At 45.5% G+C, this 16,522-nt stretch carries 17 protein-coding genes; 13 read left to right on the top strand and 4 right to left on the bottom strand.

Going from position 1 to position 16,522, the window contains the following annotated elements; genetic code table 11:
• The first annotated feature begins 61 nt into the window (after positions 1 to 61).
• The 4 genes from thrC (at position 62) to ANCC_RS04895 (ending at position 3,621) form a co-directional block, all read left to right on the top strand.
• Positions 62 to 1,549, top strand: coding sequence for a threonine synthase (gene thrC / locus ANCC_RS04880; protein ID WP_006566425.1), 1,488 nt, complete (start codon positions 62 to 64; stop codon positions 1,547 to 1,549).
• Positions 1,550 to 1,647: 98 nt separating this feature from the next.
• Positions 1,648 to 2,499 carry an RNA polymerase sigma factor gene (locus ANCC_RS04885; RefSeq protein WP_006566424.1) on the top strand — a complete coding sequence of 284 codons (852 nt, stop codon included), beginning with the start codon at positions 1,648 to 1,650 and terminating at the stop codon, positions 2,497 to 2,499.
• Between the two features lie 13 nt (positions 2,500 to 2,512).
• Positions 2,513 to 3,196, top strand: a complete 684-nt coding sequence (locus ANCC_RS04890) for a DUF2461 domain-containing protein (RefSeq protein WP_006566423.1) — start codon at positions 2,513 to 2,515, stop codon at positions 3,194 to 3,196.
• A 134-nt stretch (positions 3,197 to 3,330) separates the two neighbouring features.
• Complete coding sequence (locus ANCC_RS04895; RefSeq protein ID WP_006566422.1) at positions 3,331 to 3,621, top strand: hypothetical protein; 291 nt, start codon at positions 3,331 to 3,333, stop codon at positions 3,619 to 3,621.
• Between the two features lie 68 nt (positions 3,622 to 3,689).
• Here the strand turns inward: ANCC_RS04895 and ANCC_RS04900 are convergent, their stop codons facing one another.
• The 3 genes from ANCC_RS04900 to ANCC_RS04910 are packed head-to-tail and all read right to left on the bottom strand — an operon-like array spanning position 3,690 to position 5,529.
• Positions 3,690 to 4,472, bottom strand: a complete 783-nt coding sequence (locus ANCC_RS04900; RefSeq protein WP_006566421.1) for a hypothetical protein — start codon at positions 4,470 to 4,472, stop codon at positions 3,690 to 3,692.
• Positions 4,466 to 5,164, bottom strand: coding sequence for an ABC transporter ATP-binding protein (locus ANCC_RS04905; RefSeq protein ID WP_022260755.1), 699 nt, complete (start codon positions 5,162 to 5,164; stop codon positions 4,466 to 4,468). Before ANCC_RS04905 ends, ANCC_RS04900 begins: the two co-directional genes overlap by 7 nt.
• 17 nt (positions 5,165 to 5,181) lie before the next feature.
• Complete coding sequence (locus tag ANCC_RS04910; protein WP_006566419.1) at positions 5,182 to 5,529, bottom strand: GntR family transcriptional regulator; 348 nt, start codon at positions 5,527 to 5,529, stop codon at positions 5,182 to 5,184.
• Positions 5,530 to 5,679: 150 nt separating this feature from the next.
• On the opposite strand from ANCC_RS04910, the gene ANCC_RS04915 reads away from it, so the two are divergent.
• The 8 genes from ANCC_RS04915 to ANCC_RS04950 all read left to right on the top strand — a co-directional run bounded on the left by ANCC_RS04915 (position 5,680) and on the right by ANCC_RS04950 (position 15,155).
• On the top strand, positions 5,680 to 6,429 hold the full coding sequence (locus ANCC_RS04915) for a PP2C family protein-serine/threonine phosphatase (protein ID WP_006566418.1): 750 nt from the start codon (positions 5,680 to 5,682) through the stop codon (positions 6,427 to 6,429).
• Between the two features lies 1 nt (position 6,430).
• Positions 6,431 to 8,221, top strand: coding sequence for a serine/threonine-protein kinase (locus tag ANCC_RS04920; RefSeq protein ID WP_006566417.1), 1,791 nt, complete (start codon positions 6,431 to 6,433; stop codon positions 8,219 to 8,221).
• The gene (locus ANCC_RS04925; protein ID WP_006566416.1) at positions 8,222 to 10,318 is read left to right on the top strand and encodes a hypothetical protein; all 2,097 of its coding nucleotides are present in this window, start codon (positions 8,222 to 8,224) and stop codon (positions 10,316 to 10,318) included.
• Between the two features lie 76 nt (positions 10,319 to 10,394).
• Entirely contained in the window at positions 10,395 to 11,306 is a 912-nt protein-coding gene (locus tag ANCC_RS04930) for a S1 RNA-binding domain-containing protein (RefSeq protein WP_330367850.1), read from the top strand.
• Between the two features lie 18 nt (positions 11,307 to 11,324).
• Complete coding sequence (gene aroC, locus ANCC_RS04935) at positions 11,325 to 12,422, top strand: chorismate synthase (RefSeq protein WP_006566414.1); 1,098 nt, start codon at positions 11,325 to 11,327, stop codon at positions 12,420 to 12,422.
• A gap of 10 nt (positions 12,423 to 12,432) precedes the next feature.
• Positions 12,433 to 13,560 carry a tRNA guanosine(34) transglycosylase Tgt gene (tgt, locus tag ANCC_RS04940; RefSeq protein ID WP_006566413.1) on the top strand — a complete coding sequence of 376 codons (1,128 nt, stop codon included), beginning with the start codon at positions 12,433 to 12,435 and terminating at the stop codon, positions 13,558 to 13,560.
• A 59-nt stretch (positions 13,561 to 13,619) separates the two neighbouring features.
• Positions 13,620 to 13,913 (top strand): preprotein translocase subunit YajC, encoded by a 294-nt coding sequence (gene yajC, locus ANCC_RS04945; protein WP_039946469.1) that lies wholly within the window; start codon positions 13,620 to 13,622, stop codon positions 13,911 to 13,913.
• A gap of 111 nt (positions 13,914 to 14,024) precedes the next feature.
• Complete coding sequence (locus tag ANCC_RS04950) at positions 14,025 to 15,155, top strand: 5-methyltetrahydropteroyltriglutamate--homocysteine S-methyltransferase (RefSeq protein WP_009288985.1); 1,131 nt, start codon at positions 14,025 to 14,027, stop codon at positions 15,153 to 15,155.
• Between the two features lie 23 nt (positions 15,156 to 15,178).
• Here the strand turns inward: ANCC_RS04950 and ANCC_RS04955 are convergent, their stop codons facing one another.
• Positions 15,179 to 15,541 (bottom strand): TIGR04086 family membrane protein, encoded by a 363-nt coding sequence (locus ANCC_RS04955; protein ID WP_006566410.1) that lies wholly within the window; start codon positions 15,539 to 15,541, stop codon positions 15,179 to 15,181.
• 46 nt (positions 15,542 to 15,587) lie between these two features.
• Here ANCC_RS04955 and ANCC_RS04960 point away from each other — a divergent pair, with 46 nt between their 5' ends.
• Positions 15,588 to 16,448, top strand: a complete 861-nt coding sequence (locus tag ANCC_RS04960; protein ID WP_233458257.1) for a PHP domain-containing protein — start codon at positions 15,588 to 15,590, stop codon at positions 16,446 to 16,448.
• The last annotated feature ends 74 nt before the right edge of the window (positions 16,449 to 16,522 follow it).

Below are 16,522 nucleotides of genomic sequence, written 5' to 3' on the forward strand. Positions count from 1 at the left end.
AGAAAAAATAGGCCTCATTTACGGCCTTGCAGATTATAAACCAGGGAAAAGGCGGGTAATTATGAATTTAGTTTATCGTAGTACAAGAAACAGGGAAGAGACGGCATCTGCTTCTGAAGCGATCCTTAAGGGACTGACGAATGACGGAGGACTTTTTGTGCCGGATTCTATTCCAAAGCTTCAGGTTTCGGTAGAAGATTTGAAAGAAATGACTTATCAGGACATTGCGTATGCGGTTATGAAGGAATTTCTCACAGATTTTACAGAGGAAGAGTTAAAGACCTGTATTGCCAATGCTTATGATAGTAAGTTTGACACAGAGGAGATCGCCCCGATCGTAAAAGCAGGGGACGTATACTATCTTGAGCTGTTCCACGGCTCCACCATCGCATTCAAGGATATGGCTCTCTCCATTCTCCCGCATCTTTTAGTTACTTCCGCAAAGAAGAATCATGTGGAAAATGAAATTGTGATCCTGACAGCCACTTCCGGAGATACGGGCAAAGCTGCTCTGGCCGGTTTTGCAGACGTGCCGGGAACGAAAATCATTGTCTTTTACCCGAAATCCGGGGTCAGCCCGATTCAGGAAAAGCAAATGCTGACTCAGAAGGGTGAAAACACTTACGTTATCGGCATCAAAGGTAATTTTGACGATGCCCAGACCGGAGTGAAAAAGATGTTCTCCAACAAGGAACTGGCCGCAGTGATGGATGGGAACGGATATCAGTTTTCATCTGCAAACTCAATCAACATCGGACGTCTGGTTCCTCAGATCGTATATTACGTAAAAGCCTACGCGGATCTGGTGAAAAATGGTGCAGTAAAGGCAGGAGATCCGATGAATGTCGTAGTGCCTACCGGAAACTTTGGAAATATTCTGGCAGCGTTTTATGCAAAACAGATGGGAATTCCGATCGGAAAGTTTGTCTGTGCGTCCAATGAGAATAAAGTTTTGTTTGATTTCTTCCAGACCGGAGAATATGACAGAAAGCGTGAGTTTGTTGTGACATCATCTCCTTCTATGGACATTTTGATTTCCAGCAATCTGGAGCGTTTGATTTACAGAATTACAGGAAATGATGCCGAACAGTGTGCGAAGTTTATGAATGCCCTGACAGAAGACGGTGCATATGAGATCACACAGGAGATGAGAGACCAGCTCACAGAGTTCTTCGGGGCCTATGCCACAGAAGAAGAGACTATGGAGAAGATCAGACAGGTCTATGAGTCAGAACATTATGTACTGGATACCCATACGGCAGTGGCATCCGTGGCATATGACAAATATGTGAAAGACAGCGGTGATAAGACACCGGCAGTCATAGCCTCCACCGCAAGCCCGTATAAGTTTACCAGAAGCGTAATGAATGCCATCGATCCAAAATATGATGTAAAGTCTGATTTTGAACTAGTGGATGAGTTACATAGAATTTCCGGTGTGGCTGTTCCGAATGCCATCGAGGAGATCAGGACGGCTCCGATCCTCCACGACACAGTCTGTGAGACGGCGGCTATGGAAGAAGAAGTGAAAAAAATCCTGAATATTTAAGATAAAGATGATTAAAATACGGCAGAGTTAAATTCTCTGCCGTATTTTTTGTCACAAAAAAGTATTTTTGTAGTCTAATACAGCAGGAGGTAAAATTTATGGATAAGATAACAAATCAACAACTTGAACTGCTTATCGGCAAAGCCGTAGACGGAGACAAAAAATCTCTGGAAACAGTGATCATGAGCGTACAGGACCTGATCTTCAATCTTTCTCTCAGGATGCTTGGGACTTTTGCGGATGCAGAGGATGCGTCACAGGACATCATAGTGAAAGTCATCACCCACTTGTCATCGTTCAGAAAAGAGAGTGCTTTTTCTACATGGGTCTACAGGATAGCGGTAAATCATTTGAAAGATTACAAAAAACATATGTTTGCCAACAGTCCTCTGAGCCTGGAGTTTTACGGGGATGATATTGAAAATGCTCAGATCCGCGATATTCCTGATCTGACACAGAATGTGGAGAAATCTATTTTAGAAGAGGAACTGAAAATGTCATGTACCAATGTGCTGCTGCAGTGTCTCGACAGCGAGAGCAGATGTATTTTTATTCTGGGGACAATGTTTAAACTGGACAGCCGTATCGCAGGTGATATCCTTGGCCTGACACCGGAAGCATACCGAAAGAGACTTTCCAGGATACGCAGCAAAGTGGCAGATTTCCTCGATCACTACTGCGGCGAATTTGGACGGGGGACATGCAGGTGCAGAGACAGGCTCAACTATGCCATAAAGAATCACCGTCTGGACCCGGGCAGGCTTCAATATACGGCGGCAGATGAAATTTCAGAGCAGACAATGTTTCATGTAAAGGATGCTATGGAAGATATTGACGACTTGTCAATGAAGTTTTCTTTCTGCAAATCCTATGGATCACCGGAGAAAATGAAACAGTTTATCAGGGAGTTTCTGGATTCTGCTTCGTTTTCTGTCGTGAAAGAATCGTGAGGAGGTATTAGATATGAATATGGAACTGATTTTAAATTATTTATCGGAACTCAGCCGGAATAATAACCGGGAGTGGTATCATGAGCATAAAGAAGAGTACCGAGAGGCCAATGCTGAATTTGAGTCGCTTATTCAGGAGCTGATTTTGAGAATCGGGGAAAATGACAGCAGCATCCTTGGGAATATTCCTAAAAAACTCACATTCAAACTGGTCAGGGACACTAGGTTCAGCCGTGATAAGTCTCCGTATAATCCCTGTTTCCGCGCTCACATTTCATTAAGAGGCAAACTGCCGGTTCCTGTCGGATATTATATTATGATCCGGCCGGGGGATCAGTCTTTTTTAGGCGGAGGTTTATTTGCGGATATGTTTAAAGACGCTACAAGGATGGTGAGGGATTATCTCTCAAAACATCCTGAGGAGTGGGAACAAATCATCGGGTCTGATGAGTTTCAGAGCTGTTTTGCTGTAAAGGGCACGGCGCTGAAAAATGTGCCTGCAGGCTATGATAAGGATCATCCGCAGGCCGAATATCTGAAGAATAAAAGCTGGTATCTGGAATATTTCATAAAAGACGAGGAACTCCTGAATGAGGAACAATTTTTGGACAGAGCAGTGGACGTTTTTCGTAAGATGAAACCGTTTAATGATTATCTGAACAAAGCTTTGGAAGGCTTTGAAATGCCCAAGAGATAAAATTACAATGGGTGGGCACGCTTCGCGTGTTAAGGTATACCCACAGGGCCTCCCGTATTTTATACCCTACGGGTGGACACGCTTCGCGTGTTAAGGTATAATTTAAGAAAAAGTATGTGAGGAGACGGTGAATTATGCCAAAGGATTTATTTGATAAGATCGAGCAGACCATAACGACTACTGGGAAAGCGGCGGCGAAAAAAGCAAGGGAAGTAGCGGATACGGCAAAGATTAAAAATGACATCCGAGTTGCAAAGCGTGAATTAAATGATTTGTATGAGCAGGTTGGACGGCAGTATTTTGAGTCTCATATGGATTATCCGGAAGCGGAATATATTGATCTGTTTAATCTGATCGAAAAGATCCGGGGAGATATCAAAGTCATGGAAGCAGACCTTGAGATGGTCAGAGAAGAAGAATCGTAATAGTGTGATTAGTAAAATATAAAAGCCGGCAGGATTAAACTTCCTGCTGGCTTTTTAGTATAGTGTGATCAGAGATTTGTTTTTCTTTCCATGAGATATCTTGTCAGGAAGAAGCAGACGAAAATCTCTATGATGCTGCCGATGATCATCATAGGCATCAGATAGTAGCAGAATTCCTCAAGTCCGGTAAAATTCATGAAGTTCGGGAAGATGGACGAGAAGATGTTGGTCACAAGTGAAAGCGCCGCAGTTGCAAGGAAATAAGTTCCTATGGATGCTCCCAGACGATGATTCGGCAAAAGACCTCCGATAGTAATACAAAGGTAAATAAACAATGGTGATGATATGGCATTCAATATCAATGCAGACAAAGTCTCGGTGATAAATAAAAATCTGATTCCCGGGTCAATCTTGTTAAATTCCTGGAATGAAAGGGACAGCACATGACAGAAATCAGTCCAGTACGGTGTACCTGCCAGAAAGATAAAAATAGAGAACATGAATGCGACGGAGGAGATAACAAACCAGAAGATACTGATCAGAAGTTTGTTCAGGATCTGGAGGTTGACGGAAACAGGAAGCGTAAAGCTTAAGTATCCCTCATCGGTATAAAAGTTCTTATAAAACCGGTAAAAAGATATAATAAAGCACATGAGGAACAGAGCGATCACGGCCACCACATAAATGGTTACAATAAAAATGCTGAAAGTCATGCGCAGCGGATCATTGCCGAACCCGATCATCATCATAAACAGTTTAAATAACAGTGTGATCCCGCCGAATGTTGCGAGCAGAGGCACAAAATACCGGGCGGTGGCTTTCAATTCATATTTCAGTAGTTTTCCTAGCATTTGAATACCTCCCTGAATAACTGGTCCACAGATTTTTGTTTCTCTTCCCGGATCTGGTCGACGGTTGCAGACAGAGTGATCTTTCCGTTCTGCAAAAACAGGACGTCGTCCAGGACGGTTTCGATGTCACTGATCAGATGGGTGGAAATGATCAGGCTGGCATCCGGATTGTAGTTTGAAATAATCGTTTTCAAAATATAATCACGGGCAGCAGGATCTACACCGGCAATCGGCTCATCCAGAAGATATAATTTTGCATTCCGGCTCATGACTAAGATGAGCTGTACTTTTTCTTTTGTTCCCTTAGACAATGTTTTCAGGCGCTTATTTTCGTCAATACCAAGATCCTTCAGCATATAGAGCGCCTTTTCTTTGTTGAAGTCTTTATAAAAATCATCAAAGTAGGTAAATACTTCATGGATTTTCATCCACTCCGGAAGATACATTCGGTCCGGGAGATAGGAAATGTGTTCCCGGGAATGGATGCCCAGGGGCTGACTGTCAAACAGGATCTCTCCTTCGGTTGCTGTCAGCAGGCCGTTGATCAGCTTGATCAGTGTGCTCTTGCCGCTTCCGTTGGGGCCTAAAAGACCAATAATACGTCCGGAGGGAATTTTTAAGTTGAGTCTGTCTAAGGCTAAAAAACCTGAGTAGACCTTAGAAAGATTATTACATTCAAGAATATAATTCATATACATACCTCTCATTGCTATCTTATTAGTTTGATAATGTCTTCTTTTTTCAGACCATATCGTTCCATCTTCTTCAGGAACTCCGCAATTTCCTTTTCGGCAATCGAAGCCTGCAGTGACTGGATCAGCTGCTCATCTTCGGTGACAAAGCGTCCGCTGGTCCTCTGGGAATAGAGCAGGCCGCTGCGCTCCAGTTCGGACAGTGCTTTCTGCATTGTATTCGGATTCACAGAAGCACAGGCCGCCAGATCCCGGACGGAAGGCAGCTTTCCTCCGAGAGGATAAACACCGGAAAGGATGTCGCCTTGAATATGTTCCATCAGCTGAAGATAAATCGGCCGGTCATCAGATAATTCCCATGCCATAATAAACCTCGCTTTCTTGTATTAAGTATCTAGTACAATGGTATAATAGACCGGAAAAAAAGTCAATTAGTTTTTAAAAATAAATTGACTGGTACTGGAAAAATATGTATAATAAGATTAATAAATGGAAATAAAAGGAGGATTTACATTATGTTTCAAATTGTAGATATGACAGATATGGGCAATGGCCGGGATTCCAATCAAGATTCTTATCTCCTGAAAGAAGAGGAGATCTGCGGACAGCAGATACTGATGGCGGTTATGTGCGACGGTATGGGAGGACTCAGCAGAGGAGAGATCGCAAGCGGTTATATTGTAGGTTCGCTGGACCGATGGTTTACCCACACACTCCCGGTCCTCCTCAAACAAAAGATGAAGATTATGAGGATTCAAAAGGAACTGGTGGCTGCCATCAAGAAGATCAATCACCGGCTGATCCTTTTGAGCCGGGAATACGGGGACACCATGGGGAGTACTCTGACGCTTCTTTTTGCGGCAGACCGCCGTTTTTTTGTTCTGAACATCGGTGACTCCAGAGCCTACTGGTTTGACCGGGAACAGAAGTATGTCACCAGGGATCATACCCTGGTCCAGGAAGAAGTCAGCCGCGGACTGCTGACCATAGAGGAAGCGAGGACAGATGCCAGAAAACATATTCTGATGCAGTGTATTGGCGTTACAAAGGAGATCACCATTGACTGTTACAACGGGAAACTTAAGCCGGGGATGGAATTTCTGCTCTGTACAGACGGGTTCTACGGCATGCTCAGGGAGGAGGAGATTTACGAAGTGGAAGCATCCAAAGATGAGATGAAACGATGGGTGAGAGAGTGCTTTGACAAAGTAAAAGAAAGAGGGGAACTGGACAACTTATCATGCATTGTCGTAAAAGTTTCCTGACATGGACAGAGATTGTGCAGGAAACTGTATACTTTTAAAGCAGTTGGGGAGGGGAGGACAGGGAGAGATCTATTTAGCCTGGGATGAAGAGAAATCAAGCTACACAGCGGTTAAAAGGTTTGAAAGCCGGCTCTTGGAAGGGATCAGGGAAGCGCGGATACTGGAGTCATTATGTCATCCGGGGATACCGAAGTATCTTGGACGGAGATTGGAAGACGGACACTTAGATCTTTTCATGGAATATATTCCGGGCATCTCAGTAAAAGAGTATATCAGGCTTCATGAGAAGATCCCCGAACGCCGGACAGCTGTATGGGGCATACAGCTGCTGGATATTTTAGACTATCTTCATAGGAGATCTCCGCCGGTGATCCACTGCGATATTAAACCATCCAATCTGATAATCACGAGGAGAGGCAGGCTCTTTCTGATCGACTATGGCACGGCAGTTCTGGGGAAGGACGGGAATCAAAAGCTGGGGACCTGCGGATATGCTGCACCGGAGCAGATGGACGGACTCGGATATGCAGATGAACAGAGTGATATTTACAGTTTTGGCATGACCCTATATCACATGGCCACAGGGCATCACCCTGGTAAAAAACCATGGGAAGATGATAAAAACTATGGGTTTTCCAGGGGATTTGCGAGAGTATTGAAAAAGTGTATACAAACGGACAAGGAAGACCGTTATCAGACAGTATCAGAAGTGAGACGCGGGCTTAAGAGAGTTTTAAGAAAGCGGGCCGCTGTCTGGGCTGGGGCAGCAGTTTCTTTGATTCTTGCGGCAGGCGTTTGCTGGAAGTCCGGATACAAAAAAGAGCAGCCTGCATATGCTGTGCTGCTAGCTAAAGCAGAAAAAGAACGGTCAAAGGCGGGGAGCAGATTTTCGATGAAAGCAGTTCGGTATTATGAGCTGGCGGTGGATCGGGAACCGGATCAGGCAGCGGCATATGAGCGGCTGCTGAGATACTATCAGTCTGCAGGGAGAGAAAAAGAAGGCCTTACAGTTCTGGCAGAGTATGTGGAGTCTAAAGATTTTGACGCTGTGGGGAAGGACAAACTTTTATTCAGAATGGGTCTTTTATATCTCCAGGGAAAAGAGGGAAAGGGAGGATTCCCGCCGGACCCGGTTTTGGCATACCGGTATCTGGCGATGCAGGAGCATCCCACAGACACCCAAAAAGATTGTACAGAACTTGCGGGGATTTTATCAGGAAAGAACTGTCAGGGAGACAGGCTGTGGAGAATTCTGGACCGGTGCGGGCAAAAAACAGAAGATTTTCAGCAGGCTTACCTTTTATTTCAGATTTGCCGGCAAAAGGAGCAGGAATTAAAGAAGTACGGAGATGCTGAGAAAAAGCAGGAGGAACTGGCGGATCTCATGGAAAAACTGTCTGAGAACAATGATGAAAAGAGGACTGCACTGTACGAAAAAGCGGCATTTTATGAGCGTATGATAGACAGCCGCGGTCTTGAGCCATGGATAGAGGCCGCGGATCGGTACACAGATATGCTGGACCGGGAGAAGGAAAAGGCAGAGTTGCAGCTGAAAAAGGCCGGACTGCTCGCCGTATATGGCAGAAAAAAGAGTGCGGAGGAAGTGCACCGGGCAGTGATCAGACAGTATTCAGGATGGCCTGAGGGATATATAGCATATGGTTTTTATCTTGCAAAAGCAGGAAAGAGGGATATGGCACAGGATATGTACCGCAGGGCAAAGGGACTCGGTGCAGGAGAGGGTACGGAACTTCAGAAACTAGGGGCTGTTTTGGGGGAGGGAAATGATTAGATGCTGAATCGAAAAAAGATAGCAGGACTGTTTATGATCGTGTTTGCTGCGGCGGGATACACGGTTTTTGGCGGAGAAAAAGAGGAATCTCTTTTGAGGGCGGAGTTCGCGGATGGAAAGCAGGAAACTTATACAGCAAAGGAGCGGGAACTAAAAATTACTCTGCTGAAGGAAGGAGCAGACAGGGACAAAGTAATCTGCCGCGCCGAAGGGAACGATGGTAAAGAAAAGTGGGATGCAGGAAATATAACTTGGCTGTCAGAAAAAGAGGGCAGGGTTATCTTTCGGAGGGAGGGCTGGTACAGAGTCAGTGTGGAATATGATGGTGAATCCAGTATGCTTCAGGAATTTTGTCTGGAAACAACAAAACCGGAGGAGCCGGAGGCGGATACGGGTTCCTATATGCAGGGCAAATGGACAAACCGCCCTGTGCATATAAATTTGTCTCAGGGAAGCTCTTTTTCAGGACGATCCGGCTTTGAATACCTGGAATCAGAACAGGGAGAGTGGAAAGCAGCTGAGGGAGACAGTATTACAGTTAAGACAAACGGGATGCACAGATACAAAGTGCGCGCGGTTTCCAAGGCAGGGAACCGGAGTGCCGCTGCCAATGTCTTTGTGAAGTTCTGGGATAAACAGCCGGGGAAACCAAAGGTAAACTGCCCCGGCTCCGCGGATGGAGAGTGGCACAAAAAAGAGGTGAGGATCTGTGCAGAGAAAAGGAAGAAAAAGGGTCCCAGACTAAAAACCTTTATCACAGCAAAGGATTTGGATACGGGGAGGAAAAAAACTATTGAAGAAAACAGTCTTTTGCTTTCTGAAGAAGGGAAATACCAGATCCGAGTGGTTCAGAAGGATGAGGCAGGAAATATCTCAAAGCAAGAATGGAAAAAGAATATTTATATAGACGGCAGTAAGCCTCGTATCAGCCTGGAAGGAAAAACGGTGAATCGATATGAGAAGGATGGCTGCAAACTCAAGGTGACCATAAAAGATTCCTATCTGGATGCAGAGAGCATACGGTGGCAGACTACGGGGAAAGTTGTGAATCAAACAGTAAAAGAAGGAGTGCTGAAAGCAGATATATATTTTGAAAAAGAAGGGGAGCAAAAGCTGTCAGTCTCATGCCGGGATCAGGCCGGAAATTCCGCAGAGGCTTCTGTTGGGCATTTTTTCATAGATAAAACGAAACCAAAACTTAAAGTCACAGGGATCAGTTCTCTCGGAATCTATAACTCTGCGCCGGAGGCCAAAGTGATCTGTACGGATGATACTCCCACGGAAGTTTCCCTGTATTTAAACGGAAAATTATTAAAGAGAGAGAATGTAAAGCCGGGAGATAACAAGAAATCAGCATACCCGGTGCTGTCAGAAGACGGATACTATTGTGCTGAAATTCGGGCCAGAGACGGTGCCGGAAATAAGGCATCAGAAAAAGTTTTCTTTACGGTCAGCTGCAAGGGGACACAGATTGCACCGGCCGGAAATACCGTGTATAAAAGCGGTTCAAAGAAGGATCAGGGATCATTTGGATTCCGGATGAAAAATGTAGTGCCTTCTTATGTGACAGAATTTATTGTGAATGGCCGGACCGTACCTTATGAGAGAGAGGGAGATTATATCTATGTAAGTAATAAATATTTAAAGAACGGTTCAAACAAGGTGAAAGTGAAGACAAAGGATATGACCGGCCATGTCAGTACACTGGAGAAGCCGCTGGATTTTTACTATGATGCGGAACCTCCCGTGATCCTCATATCCGGGGTCAGAAACGGAAATACTTATCGGGAGAAAAAACTGATCCAGGTAAAAGTTCAGGATGACCTGGACCGGATAACCGGTTTATGGATGGACGGCAGGAAGATAAGGTTTTCAGACGGACAAACGGTGATCCGGTGCGGCACTGACGGAAAACACAGGCTAAAGGCTGAGGCTGTGGGAAGGTCGGGGCTTAAGTCCGACCGAACAGTGGAGTTTCAGATCAGTACGAAACAGAGAGGACAATCAAAACGTCCATTTGGGTTTGTGATTTCCGGGATCTATTTCTTCACTGCGGTTTATCTCATATTTTTCTTTTTCCGAAGCCGAAAATCATAAGAAACAAGTTAAAATCTTCTTTATTCTGTGTTATAATGAGGCTTAATGCAGAGGTTTCGTGAAAGGAGATTTAAAAATGGCAGAAGAAATGAAAGAAACAATGGAACAGTATGAGAATGAATTGGAAGCATCCTTCCGTAAGATGGATGAGGGAGATATAGTTGAGGGTGATGTCCTGAGCGTCAGCGACGAAGAGGCAGTCATCGATTTAAAATATTATGCTCAGGGTATCCTGAAAGCTTCTGAATACAGTGATGATCCAAATGTTACTTTGACAGAAGCTCTTAATGAGGGAGACCGGGTAAAGGCCAAGGTTATTTCTGTAGATGACGGTGAGGGGAATATTGTGCTGTCTAAAAGGGAAGCCAATCAGGTTCTGGCCTGGGACCGCCTCCAGAAGCTTATGGAAGAGGAGACGGTTCTCAGTCTCACTGTGGGCGGAGTTGTCAACGGAGGAGTGATTGTATATGTAGAAGGAATCCGTGGGTTTATCCCGGCTTCCCAGCTTTCCTTAAACTATGTGGAAGACCTGAACACATGGCTCAAAAAAGAAGTGGAGGCCAAGATCATTACCGTAGATGAGAGCAGGAACAAACTTGTACTCTCAGCCAAAGAAGTGGAAAAGGCAAAAGCTCAGGAAGAGCTGAACCACAAGATGGCGATGATGCGTCCCGGCATGGTGCTGGAAGGCACTGTCGAAAATATCATGCCGTATGGTGCGTTTGTGGATCTTGGCGATGGACTCAGCGGATTGATCCATATATCACAGTTCAGCGAAAAAAGAATAAAAAGCCCGAAAGAAATGGTAGAAGAAGGACAGAAGGTCAAAGTAAAAGTTTTAAAAATTGCCGACAACAAGATCAGTCTCAGCATGAAGGCACTGGAGGAATCCAGAGAAGCTGAAAAAGTCGAGACCGGGATCGAATATAAAGAAGAGGAAAAGGCACAGACCAGCCTTGGAGACTTACTGGCAAATCTTAAGTTATAATCAGAGAGGAATCAAAAGATGGCAGGTTCAAGCATTGGCACATTATTCAGAATTACAACGTGGGGGGAGACCCATGGAGAGGGGCTTGGAGTCGTCGTAGATGGATGCCCGGCCGGACTTCCTATTTCAAAAGAGGATATTCAGCAGTATTTAAACCGCAGAAAACCGGGACAGTCAAAATATACGACACCCCGGAAAGAGGATGATCAGGCAGAGATCCTGTCCGGAGTTTTTGAAGGAAAAACAACCGGAACTCCCATTTCTATGGCAGTCTATAACAAGAACCAGAGATCCAGAGATTACAGCCAGATCAGAGATGTTTACCGGCCCGGACATGCGGATTATACTTATGATGCCAAATACGGAATCAGGGATTACAGAGGCGGGGGAAGGTCTTCCGGCAGAGAGACCATCGGCCGTGTGGCTGCCGGAGCAGTGGCTGTCAAGCTGTTAAAGGAACTTGGAATTACGGTAACGGCATATGCAAAAGAGATTGGCGGCATTACGGCAGACGAGAAGCGATTTGACCTGGAAGAGATTTTTCGGAATCCGTTTTACATGCCCGACAGAGAAGCAGCACTGAAAGTGCAGGAATATGCGGACCGCATGATGAGAGAACAGGATTCTATGGGCGGGATTATCGAGTGCACCGTACAAGGGTTAAAGCCTGGCATTGGTGATCCGGTGTTTGAAAAGCTGGATGCCAATCTGGCCAAGGCGGTGCTTTCGATCGGTGCCGTAAAGGGATTTGAGATTGGTGATGGTTTTGCGGCTGCTTCCTCCTGCGGATCACAGAATAATGACGCTTATGAATATCGGGAAGGCGGATTTGTAAAAAAGACAAATCACTCAGGAGGAGTTCTGGGAGGCATCAGTGACGGCAGCCCTCTCGTGTTCCGGGCAGCAGTCAAGCCGACTCCGTCTATCGCCAAGGTTCAGTCCACAGCAGGAAAAGACGGGAAAGATTTCGACCTTTCCATCGGGGGAAGACATGATCCGATGATTGTTCCGAGAGCTGTGGTAGTGGTTGAATCCATGGCGGCGGTCACGATTGCAGACGGGCTGCTTATGAATCTGAGTGCCAGTATGGACTCTGTAAAAAAAATATACGGGTAATGGTGAATATATGTATCAGTTAATAAAAAAAGACGGTAAAGCAAAAAGAGGGCGGTTTACAACTGTCCATGGGACGATAGAGACCCCGGTTTTTATGAACGTGGGGACAGTGGCTGCGATTAAGGGTGCGGTGAGCACAGATGACTTAAAAGAGATCAGAACCCAGGTGGAGCTTTCCAACACCTATCATCTCCATGTGAGGCCGGGGGACCGGCTGATCAAGGAATTCGGGGGCCTTCATAAGTTTATGAACTGGGACCGCCCGATCCTTACAGATTCGGGGGGATTTCAGGTCTTTTCCCTGGCCAAGCTGCGTAAGATAAAGGAGGAAGGTGTTTCTTTTTCTTCCCATATCGACGGGCGAAAGATTTTTATGGGACCTGAGGAGAGTATGCAGATCCAGTCTAATCTGGGATCTACTATCGCTATGGCTTTTGACGAGTGTCCGCCCCATCCTGCGGAGAGAAAGTACATGCAGGATTCTGTGGACCGTACGACCAGATGGCTATACCGCTGTAAAAAAGAGATGGACCGTCTGAACCGTCTGCCGGATACGGTGAATCCGCATCAGATGCTGTTTGGAATCAATCAGGGGGGAACTTATGAGGACATCCGTATCTCTCATGCAAAAGAGATTTCCAGGCTTGACCTTGACGGCTATGCACTGGGAGGTCTGGCGGTAGGGGAATCCCACGCAGAGATGTACCGTATTTTGGATGAAACCGTCCCGTATCTTCCGGAAGCAAAACCTACTTATCTGATGGGAGTAGGCACTCCCGCCAATATTTTGGAAGCGGTGGACCGGGGAGTAGACTTTTTTGACTGTGTTTACCCGACAAGAAACGGCAGGCATGGACATGTCTATACCAACCACGGCAAGATGAACTTGTTCAATAAAAAGTATGAGCTGGATCACAGGCCTATAGAAGAAGGCTGCCAGTGTCCGGCGTGCAGAAGTTACAGCAGGGCTTATATCAGACATCTGCTCAAGGCAAAAGAAATGCTGGGTATGAGACTGTGTGTCTTGCATAACTTATATTTTTATAATACAATGATGGAAGAGATCCGGGATGCCATTGAACAGGGGCAGTACAGAGAGTACAAAGAGAGAAAGCTTTCCGGTATGGAAAATAAGTGATCAGGATTCAAGAAATTGAATTTGATATATTATTATTTTAAATGGAGGAAAAAGAACAAATGCAATCACAATTTAGTATGATTCTGTGGCTCATTATTGTGTTCGGAGGTATGTATTTCTTACTGATCCGTCCGCAAAAGAAAAAAGACCAGCAGATGAAGGAATTAGCAGCTTCTCTGGAAGTTGGGGACAGTGTACTTACCATCAGTGGTTTCTATGGTGTGGTCGTGGATGTCGTAGATGACAAAACGATCGTTGTAGAATTCGGAAATGACAAACATTGCCGTATTCCTATGGAACGTGCTGCTATTTCTCAGGTTGAGAAACCGAATCAGGGAACAAAAGAAGATTAATATTGGGGGACGGCGCTTTTTTGCGCCGTCTTTTCTGTACCAAAGAGGACGGCTTTAAGAAGGAATGACTCAAAAGACATTGGTTATGAAATGCATCCAGGAGGATTGATCATGGACAGGACATCGTTTCCCTACTATTATGATATCGTTGGCAGCTTTTTGCGCACAGAGACATTGAAAGCTGCTAAAAGACAGTACAAACAAGGTGATATGAGTGCCGTAAGATTAAAGAGAATTGAAAATCAGGCGGTCAGGGAACTGGTCAGAAAACAGAAGGAAGCGGGGCTTAAGGCGGTTACCGACGGAGAACTGCGCAGAAGATGGTGGCATCTGGATTTTCTCTGGTATTTGAACGGAATCGAGAGAAAGAAATATAAACGGAGACCGGACATTTTCAGGGAAGAAGAGACGGAGCCGGAGACGCTCGCAGTCTGCGGCAGGATCAGCTTCGGCAATCATCCGTTTTTAAACCATTTCCGGTTTCTAAAGTCAATTTCCGGGGATGCGGCGGCTAAGATGACGATTCCGTCACCGGCGATGCTCCATTTAATCTGCTGTGTACATCCTGAGTCATACCAGCCAATTCCAATTTACAGGAATGAGAAAGTTTTGTTTGAAGATATCATCAGGAGTTACCAGAAAGCTCTGAGGGCTTTTTACAATGCAGGCTGCAGATACCTTCAGTTTGACGATGTCTCATGGGGAGAATTTTGTTCCTGGGAACGGAGGGAGGTTTACCGAAGCAGGGGGATTGACACAGAGAAACTGTCAGAGCGATATGTCTGGCTGATCAATCAGGTGCTGAGGGTAAAACCGGAGGATATGACGGTGACGCTTCATGTCTGCCGGGGAAATTTTTATTCTGCCCGTATGATATCAGGAAGCTATGAGGCAGTGGCAGAGCAGTTATTCGGTCATTGTCTTGTGGACGGATTTTTTCTGGAATATAATGACAGCGGACAGTCAGGGGATTTCAGGCCGCTCAGATACATAAAGAATCAAAAGGTTGCACTTGGATTAATATCTGTCAGGTCTCCTGTGATGGAAAAGGATGATGTAATTCAAAAGAAAATTCTGCAGGCATCGTCTTATGTTCCGCTGACTCAGCTTTGCTTAAGTCCGCAGTGCGGGTTTGCATCAGAAGAACAGCAGAGGTTTTTGACAGATGAACAGCAGTGGGAAAAGATCAGGAATATGAAGAGAATTGCGGAGGAAGTATGGAAGATACCGGCAGGGGCTTAAAGCCCGCTGCCGGCGGTAAAAGATTATGCCAGGGCTCCGCCCAGGGTTCCTCCGGCTGCGCACAGAAGCATTGCGGTGATGCGCTCTCCGCTCATCAGTGCCTGGTTTTGATCCAGGAGAAGGGAGATCAGAAAGAGTACGGCAAAGTACAGAAGGCCCACGGCCAGGCCCCAGAGAAATTTTCTCTTTCCCATTCGTTTGCCGATGATAAACCCTGCAAATACAGACGCAGCCACATAGGTAAAGGTTACGCCAAGGTTTGCGACTTTTGTGCTGACTTCGGTCTGATACATAATAAAAGCCAGAATACATAGAATAATTCCTGTCAATATGTAGGAGAAGATTAAGCTTTTTAAGATTGAAATACCGATATTTTTATTTTCCATGGGATGCCTCCTTTTAGTAAGATTTTATGCAGGAGAGGGTCATTCTATGACACATAGGGAGAAAGGACAGACGATGATTGACTTACATTTGCACTCGGATGCCTCGGACGGTACACTGAAACCGGAAGAGGTGCTGCGTGCAGCAAAAGAAAAGGGACTTTATGCGTTCGCACTCACTGATCACGATACAGTCGCAGGAATTCCGCCGATCCTTCATTCGGGAGAACTTACAGGCATTCATTTTATGCCGGGAATTGAGCTTTCATGTGAGGCGGAAAAACACGAGATTCACATACTGGGCTATCATATTGATATCTGTAATCAGAACTTACTAAACACACTGGAGGGTCTGCGGAGAGGAAGAAGGCAGAGAAATCTTTCTATGATTGAAAAGTTTCGTGAGGACGGGATACCAATGACGCTTGAAAAACTTCTGCACGGCAACGAACAGACCGTGATCACCAGGGCACATTTTGCAAGAGTGCTGATCGAGGAAGGATACTGTGCCAATAAGGAGCAGGCATTTAAAAAGTATGTAGGAGACGGATGCAGATATTATATTCCGAAGCCTTATTTTGCGCCCGCGGATGCGGTCAGGCTGATCAAAGATGCAGGAGGTACTGCGGTACTGGCGCATCCGTTCCAATATCATCTTTCCAACGCGGAGTTAGAGGAGCTGATCAGGGAGCTGATCTCTTTCGGGCTGGGGGGAATTGAAGTCTATCACTCATCCCATCATCACGGACAGACGGTGAAACTCAGGCAGTGGTGCAGGAAATATGGGATGCTGGCCACAGGAGGCTCGGACTTTCACGGCAGCAATAAACCGGACATTGAGATCGGGACGGGACGGGGCAGTTTAAAGGTCCCGGATCACCTCTACGATGAACTGAAGAACTTATTGTAATTCCGAAATGAATATGATATAATGGGCAAGTTAAAAAGGGAATAAGAGAGATTCATATTGAAGGAGGAACTTGG

The organism is Anaerostipes caccae L1-92 (assembly GCF_014467075.1).
Lineage (GTDB): Bacteria > Bacillota > Clostridia > Lachnospirales > Lachnospiraceae > Anaerostipes > Anaerostipes caccae.